The sequence below is a fragment of the Pseudomonas sp. FW305-28 genome (assembly GCF_017351395.1).
GTDB classification, from domain to species: domain Bacteria; phylum Pseudomonadota; class Gammaproteobacteria; order Pseudomonadales; family Pseudomonadaceae; genus Aquipseudomonas; species Aquipseudomonas fluorescens_AA.
In genome coordinates, this window is sequence record NZ_JACNDD010000084.1 from 22,450 (window position 1) to 29,249 (window position 6,800).

Sequence of the window (6,800 nt, forward strand, 5' to 3'; positions counted from 1 at the left end):
GTGGTTCAGCTAAACCTTGGATGAACAGCATTGCGCCATGGGCAAGGCTTAAAGGATTTTGTCTACGGCGCGCTTTCGCCCATAATCGTGTTTTTCGCCCGCCGCAGACCCTCGCAGGAGCCTCATGGAGCAATTTCGCAATATCGGCATCATCGGTCGCCTGGGCAGTTCGCAGGTGTTGGACACCGTTCGCCGTCTCAAACGTTTCCTCCTGGAGCGGCACCTGCATGTGATCCTCGAAGATACCATCGCCGAAGTCCTGCCGGGCCATGGCCTGCAGACGTCGTCGCGCAAGATGCTCGGCGAAGTCTGTGACATGGTCATCGTGGTCGGCGGCGACGGCAGCCTGCTGGGGGCCGCCCGGGCCCTGGCACGACACAACATCCCGGTGCTGGGGATCAACCGGGGCAGCCTGGGGTTCCTCACCGATATCCGCCCCGACGAGCTGGAGATCAAGGTCGCCGAGGTGCTGGACGGCCACTACCTGGTGGAAAACCGCTTCCTGCTGCAGGCCGAGGTCCGCCGTCATGCCGAGGCCATCGGCCAGGGCGATGCCCTCAACGACGTGGTGCTGCACCCCGGTAAATCCACGCGGATGATCGAGTTCGAGCTGTACATCGACGGCCAGTTCGTCTGCAGCCAGAAAGCCGACGGCCTGATCGTCGCCACCCCCACCGGTTCCACCGCCTATGCGCTGTCGGCCGGTGGGCCGATCATGCATCCCAAGCTCGACGCTATTGTGATTGTGCCCATGTACCCCCATACCTTGTCTGGGCGACCGATCGTGGTCGATGGCAACAGTGAGCTGAAAATCGTCGTGTCCAAGGATATGCAGATCTACCCGCAAGTGTCCTGTGACGGCCAGAACCATTTCACCTGCGCGCCGGGCGACACCATCACCGTCAGCAAAAAAGCGCAGAAGCTGCGCCTGATCCATCCGCTGGATCACAATTACTACGAAGTCTGCCGGACCAAGCTTGGCTGGGGCAGTCGGTTGGGGGGTGGAGGCGACTGATGCTCGATCCTGCGCGCAGTTACGATTTGATCGGTGACGTGCATGGATGCGCCCTGACCCTGGAACACCTGCTGGACCGACTCGGTTACCACAAGCAGGGCGGGGTCTGGCGGCATCCGTCGCGCATGGCCGTGTTCCTGGGGGACATCATCGACCGTGGCCCGCGGATCCGCGAGGCGCTGCACATCGTCCATGACATGGTCATGGCCGGCCAAGCGCTGTGCATCATGGGCAACCACGAGTTCAACGCCCTGGGCTGGAGCACACCGGCATTGCCGGGCAGCGGCCAGCGCTACGTGCGCGAACACACGCCGCGCCATGCCCGCCTGCTCAACGAGACACTGACCCAGTTCGAGCAGCATCCCGGCGACTGGCATGACTTTCTCGAATGGTTCTATGAGCTGCCGCTGTTTGTCGACGCTGGCCGCTTCCGGGTGGTGCACGCCTGTTGGGATGCCGGCCTGATCGAACCGCTGCGGGGCCTGTTCCCGGACGGTTGTGTCGACGAGCATTTCCTCCAGGCCTCGGCGCAACCGGGCAGTTTTGCCTGCACGGTGTTCGATCGCTTGCTGCGCGGCACGGACATGCGCCTGCCCCACGGCCTGACGCTGACGGGCGGCGATGGCCTGACCCGTTCGTTTTTCCGCACCAAGTTCTGGGAAGACAACCCGCAGACATACGGCGACATCGTGTTCCAGCCCGACGCCTTGCCGGAACCGGTGGCCCGCACGCCGTTGTCGTCGGATGAAAAAAACAACCTGCTGCGCTATGGCGTCGATGAGCCGCTGCTGTTCGTCGGTCACTATTGGCGCAGCGGCAAACCCGCGCCGATCCGCCCGAACCTGGCCTGCCTGGATTACAGCGCGGTGCTCTACGGCAAGCTGGTCGCCTATCGCCTCGACCAGGAAACCCGCCTGGATCCGCACAAGTTCGTCTGGGTCGATGTCGAGCGGCCGGAGGTGGTGAAATGAGTGCCGTCGCGGTTCTGCGCCTGCCCCTGGCAGTGGACCTGAGCGGCTTCGTCAAGCTGCTGCAGCGCATGCAGGTGCCCCATCGGGTCAGCGAAGAGGCGGGTGAGCAGGTGCTCTGGGTGCCGGATGAAATCAGCGAGAACGTGCGTGCATTGTACGCCCGTTTTCCCGCCGGCGATCCCGATCAGCAGTTGGAACTGCCGGACACGGGGGGCACTTCCCGGCGAGCCGGGTTCGTCCAGCAATTGACCCGCCATCCAGTGACGGCCCTGGTGCTGTTGCTGAGCCTGATTGTCAGCGCGGTCACCCTGCTGGGGGAGAATCTTGCGACGCTACGCTGGCTGACCTTCCTCGAGTTTCGCGTCGTTGGCGATTACATCCAGTTCACGCCGCTGGGCGATAGCCTGGCGGCGGGGCAGTGGTGGCGCCTGGTAACGCCGATGCTGATTCACTTCGGCTTCCTGCACATCGCCATGAATGGCATGTGGTATTGGGAACTGGGGCGACGGATCGAAGCGCGCCAGGGCGGTATCAACCTGTTGGGGCTGACGCTGTTGTTCAGCCTCGTCTCCAATTTCGCCCAGTACTTTTTCAGCGGGCCGACGCTGTTCGGCGGCTTGTCCGGTGTGCTGTACGGCCTGCTGGGCCATTGCTGGATCTACCAACTGCTCGCACCGAACCCGGCCTATCACTTGCCCCGTGGGGTGCTGGTGATGATGCTGGTGTGGTTGCTGCTGTGCCTGTCCGGGTTGGTTTCGCTGATCGGCTTCGGTGAAATCGCCAATGCGGCCCACGTCGGCGGGCTGCTCGTCGGGTGCTTCACGGGCTTGTTGGGCGGGCTGTTCGCTCGCCGTAAAATGGCCCTTTGACCGGCGCCTGTGCCTTTTGAGAATGCGCGATTGCGCGGAGAACCCATGTCTTCCTTCAACGAAATGATCAAAAACATCACCCCCGATATCTACAAGAGCCTGAAACTGGCCGTGGAAATCGGTAAATGGGCCGACGGCAACAAGCTCACCGCCGAGCAGCGCGAGTTGTCGCTGCAGGCCATGATCGCCTGGGAAATCCAGAACCTGCCCGAAGACGAGCGCACCGGTTACATGGGGCCGCAGGAATGCCAGTCGAAGTCGACCGAAGTGCCCAATATCCTGTTCAAGTCGGACGCCATCCATTGATCGAGATTGGCCGCGGTGCAATCAGCAAGATGTCGGCACGCCTTGACGGGCCGACCGTTCAATACGCCTTTCGCCTGGACGAGGTCGAGGTGCCGGTCAACCCGTTGATCGGCAGCACGATCCGCCTGGAGTACCTCGGTGCGATCCACTGCACCCATTGTGGGCGCCGGACCAAGACCAGCTTCAGCCAGGGTTACTGCTACCCTTGCATGACCAAGCTGGCCCAGTGCGACCTGTGCATCATGAGCCCGGAGCGTTGCCATTTCGACGCGGGCACCTGCCGTGACCCGGCCTGGGGCGAGCAATTCTGCATGACCGATCATGTGGTCTACCTGGCCAATTCCTCCGGCGTGAAAGTCGGCATCACCCGTGCCACGCAATTGCCGACCCGCTGGCTGGACCAGGGCGCCAGCCAGGCACTGCCGATCCTGCGGGTCGCCACGCGCCAGCAGTCAGGGTTTGTCGAGGACCTGTTCCGCAGCCAGGTGGCGGACAAGACCAACTGGCGCGCCTTGCTCAAGGGCGACGCGACAGCGGTGGACCTGCCGGCGATCCGCGATTCGCTGTTCGAAAGCTGCGCCCAGGGATTGCAGGGCTTGCAGGAACGATTCGGCCTGCAAGCGATCCAGACCATAGCGGACGTCGAGCCCATCGAGATTCGGTATCCGGTGGAGCAGTACCCGACCAAGATCGTCAGCTTCAACCTGGACAAGAACCCGATCGCCGAAGGCACGCTGCTGGGGATCAAGGGCCAATACCTGATTTTCGACACCGGCGTGATCAACATTCGTAAATACACGGCCTACCAGCTCGCCGTGCATCTGTAGAAGGATTCGACCCATGCGCACCGAACAACCGAAGATGATTTACCTCAAGGACTATCAGGCCCCCGAGTACCTGATCGACGAAACACACCTGACCTTCGAGTTGTTCGAGGACCACAGCCTGGTCCATGCGCAACTGGTGATGCGCCGCAACCCCGAGCGCGGCACCGGGCTGCCGCCGCTGGTGCTCGATGGCCAGCATCTTGAATTGATCTCCCTCAAGCTCGACGATGCCGACCTGGGGCAGGGCGATTATCAACTGGACGACAATCACCTGACCGTGCACCCCAAGGCCCAGGCCTTTACGGTCGACACCACCGTCAGGATCCATCCGGAAACCAACACCGCCCTGGAAGGCCTGTACAAATCCGGCAGCATGTTCTGCACCCAGTGCGAGGCCGAAGGGTTCCGCAAGATCACCTATTACCTCGACCGTCCGGATGTGATGAGCAAGTTCACCACCACCGTGGTGGCCGAGCAGCACAGCTATCCGGTGCTGCTGTCCAACGGCAATCCGATTGCCAGCGGCCCCGGCGAAGACGGCCGGCACTGGGCGACCTGGGAAGACCCGTTCAAGAAACCGGCCTACCTGTTTGCCCTGGTGGCCGGTGACCTGTGGTGCGTCGAAGACACCTTCACCACCATGACCGAGCGTAATGTGGCGCTGCGCATCTACGTCGAGCCGGAAAACATCGACAAATGCCAGCACGCCATGACCAGCCTGAAGAAGTCGATGCGCTGGGACGAAGAGGTGTACGGGCGCGAGTACGACCTGGACATCTTCATGATTGTCGCGGTCAACGACTTCAACATGGGCGCCATGGAGAACAAGGGTCTCAATATCTTCAACTCCAGCGCCGTGCTGGCCCGCGCCGAAACCGCCACCGATGCCGCGCACCAGCGGGTCGAGGCGATCGTGGCCCACGAATACTTCCATAACTGGTCGGGCAACCGCGTGACCTGCCGCGATTGGTTCCAACTGTCGCTCAAGGAAGGTTTCACGGTGTTCCGCGACGCCGGGTTCTCGGCCGACATGAACTCCGCCACCGTCAAGCGCATCCAGGACGTGGCGTACCTGCGCACCCACCAGTTCGCCGAAGACGCCGGCCCCATGGCCCACCCGGTGCGTCCGGACAGTTTTATCGAGATCTCCAACTTCTACACCCTGACCGTGTACGAAAAGGGTTCGGAAGTGGTCGGCATGATCCACACCCTGCTGGGGCCTGAGGGGTTCCGCAAGGGCAGTGACCTGTATTTCGAACGCCACGACGGCCAGGCCGTGACCTGCGACGACTTCATCAAGGCCATGGAAGATGCCAACGGCGTCGACCTGGCCCAGTTCAAACGTTGGTACAGCCAGGCCGGTACACCACGGCTGGCGGTGAGCGAGTCTTACGATGCCGCTGCCAAGACCTACAGCCTGACCTTCCGCCAGAGTTGCCCGCCGACCCCGGACAAGCAGGAAAAGCTGCCATTCGTGATTCCCGTGGAACTGGGCCTGCTGGACAGCCAAGGCGCCGAGATCCCGTTGCGGCTGGCCGGTGAAGCAGCGGCAAACGGTACGTCCCGGGTGATCTCGGTGACCGAAGCGGAGCAGACCTTCACGTTTATCGACATCGCCGAACAACCGCTGCCTTCGTTGCTGCGTGGTTTCTCGGCGCCGGTGAAGCTGAGCTTCCCGTACAACCGCGACCAATTGATGTTCCTGATGCAACACGACAGTGACGGCTTCAACCGCTGGGATGCCGGCCAGCAGTTGTCGGTGCAGGTGTTGCAGGAACTGATCGCCCAACATCAGCAGGGCGCCAGCCTGACGCTGGATCCACGCCTGGTCAGTGCGCTGCGCAGCGTGTTGTCGGACGAATCCCTGGACCAGGCCATGGTCGCGGAAATGCTCTCGCTGCCCAGCGAAGCTTACCTGACGGAAATCAGCGAAGTGGCTGACGTCGAGGCGATCCACGCCGCCCGTGAGTTCGCCCGCCAGCAGTTGGCCGAGAACCTGTTCGAAGCCCTGTGGCTGCGTTATGAAGCCAACCGCGACCTGTCGAAACGCACGCCATACGTGGCCGAGGCCGAGCACTTCGCCCGCCGCGCGTTGCAGAACATCGCGCTGTCCTACCTGATGCTCACCGGCAAGCCTGAGGTGCTGAGCGCGACGCTGGAGCAGTTCGACACCGCCGACAACATGACCGAACGCCTGACCGCGCTGGCGGTGCTGGTCAACTCGCCGTTCGAGACCGAGAAGGCCAAGGCCCTGGAAGTGTTCGCGGAAAACTTCAAGGGCAACCCGCTGGTCATGGACCAATGGTTCAGCGTCCAGGCCGGCAGCCCGTTGCCCGGTGGCCTGGCACGGGTCAAGGCGCTGATGGAACACCCGGCGTTCAATATCAAGAACCCGAACAAGGTGCGGGCACTGGTCGGTGCGTTTGCCGGGCAGAACCTGATCAACTTCCACGCCGCCGACGGTTCGGGTTATCGCTTCCTGGCGGACCTGGTGATCCAGCTCAATGGCTTCAACCCGCAGATCGCTTCGCGGCAGCTGGCGCCACTGACCCGCTGGCGCAAATATGACAGCGCCCGCCAGGCGTTGATGAAAGGCGAACTGGAACGCATCCTGGCGTCCGGCGGGCTGTCGGCCGATGTGTTCGAGGTGGTGAGCAAGAGCCTGGCGTGACCTTGATGCCGCGGTCTGCCTGGCGGACCGCGGTGCTCCCATCGCGAGCAAGCTCGCTCCCACAGTAGATCTCCAGCGAACAGCTATTCTGTGATCAGCATGGAACCCCTGTGGGAGCGAGCTTGCTCGCGATAGCGTCAG

At 62.4% G+C, this 6,800-nt stretch carries 6 protein-coding genes; all 6 read left to right on the forward strand.

The genetic code is table 11. From position 1 onward, the window contains the following. The first annotated feature begins 124 nt into the window (after positions 1-124). Genes J4E53_RS19370 through pepN form a run of 6 tightly spaced genes read left to right on the forward strand, consistent with a single transcriptional unit; the run spans position 125 to position 6,659 of the window. Positions 125-1,015, forward strand: a complete 891-nt coding sequence (locus tag J4E53_RS19370; protein WP_003180647.1) for an NAD(+) kinase — start codon at positions 125-127, stop codon at positions 1,013-1,015. Next, entirely contained in the window at positions 1,012-1,986 is a 975-nt protein-coding gene (locus tag J4E53_RS19375) for a metallophosphoesterase (protein WP_177431676.1), read from the forward strand. Before J4E53_RS19370 ends, J4E53_RS19375 begins: the two co-directional genes overlap by 4 nt. Then, positions 1,983-2,855: a rhomboid family intramembrane serine protease gene (locus J4E53_RS19380; protein ID WP_060741981.1), complete on the forward strand. Its 873-nt coding sequence runs from the start codon at positions 1,983-1,985 to the stop codon at positions 2,853-2,855. The genes J4E53_RS19375 and J4E53_RS19380 overlap by 4 nt, the downstream gene beginning before the upstream one ends. A gap of 45 nt (positions 2,856-2,900) precedes the next feature. Next, on the forward strand, positions 2,901-3,161 hold the full coding sequence (locus tag J4E53_RS19385; protein ID WP_060741982.1) for a YeaC family protein: 261 nt from the start codon (positions 2,901-2,903) through the stop codon (positions 3,159-3,161). After that, positions 3,158-3,988, forward strand: coding sequence for a DUF2797 domain-containing protein (locus J4E53_RS19390; RefSeq protein ID WP_103308045.1), 831 nt, complete (start codon positions 3,158-3,160; stop codon positions 3,986-3,988). The genes J4E53_RS19385 and J4E53_RS19390 overlap by 4 nt, the downstream gene beginning before the upstream one ends. Before the next feature lie 13 nt (positions 3,989-4,001). Continuing rightward, positions 4,002-6,659: an aminopeptidase N gene (gene pepN, locus J4E53_RS19395; protein WP_103308044.1), complete on the forward strand. Its 2,658-nt coding sequence runs from the start codon at positions 4,002-4,004 to the stop codon at positions 6,657-6,659. The last annotated feature ends 141 nt before the right edge of the window (positions 6,660-6,800 follow it).

Excerpts from the sequence above, each read along its gene's own strand:
- J4E53_RS19370 (WP_003180647.1), top strand. The coding sequence starts at position 125 with ATGGAGCAATTTCGCAATATCGGCATCATCGGTCGCCTGGGCAGTTCG.
- J4E53_RS19380 (WP_060741981.1), top strand. The coding sequence starts at position 1,983 with ATGAGTGCCGTCGCGGTTCTGCGCCTGCCCCTGGCAGTGGACCTGAGC.
- J4E53_RS19385 (WP_060741982.1), top strand. The coding sequence starts at position 2,901 with ATGTCTTCCTTCAACGAAATGATCAAAAACATCACCCCCGATATCTAC.
- pepN (WP_103308044.1), top strand. The coding sequence starts at position 4,002 with ATGCGCACCGAACAACCGAAGATGATTTACCTCAAGGACTATCAGGCC.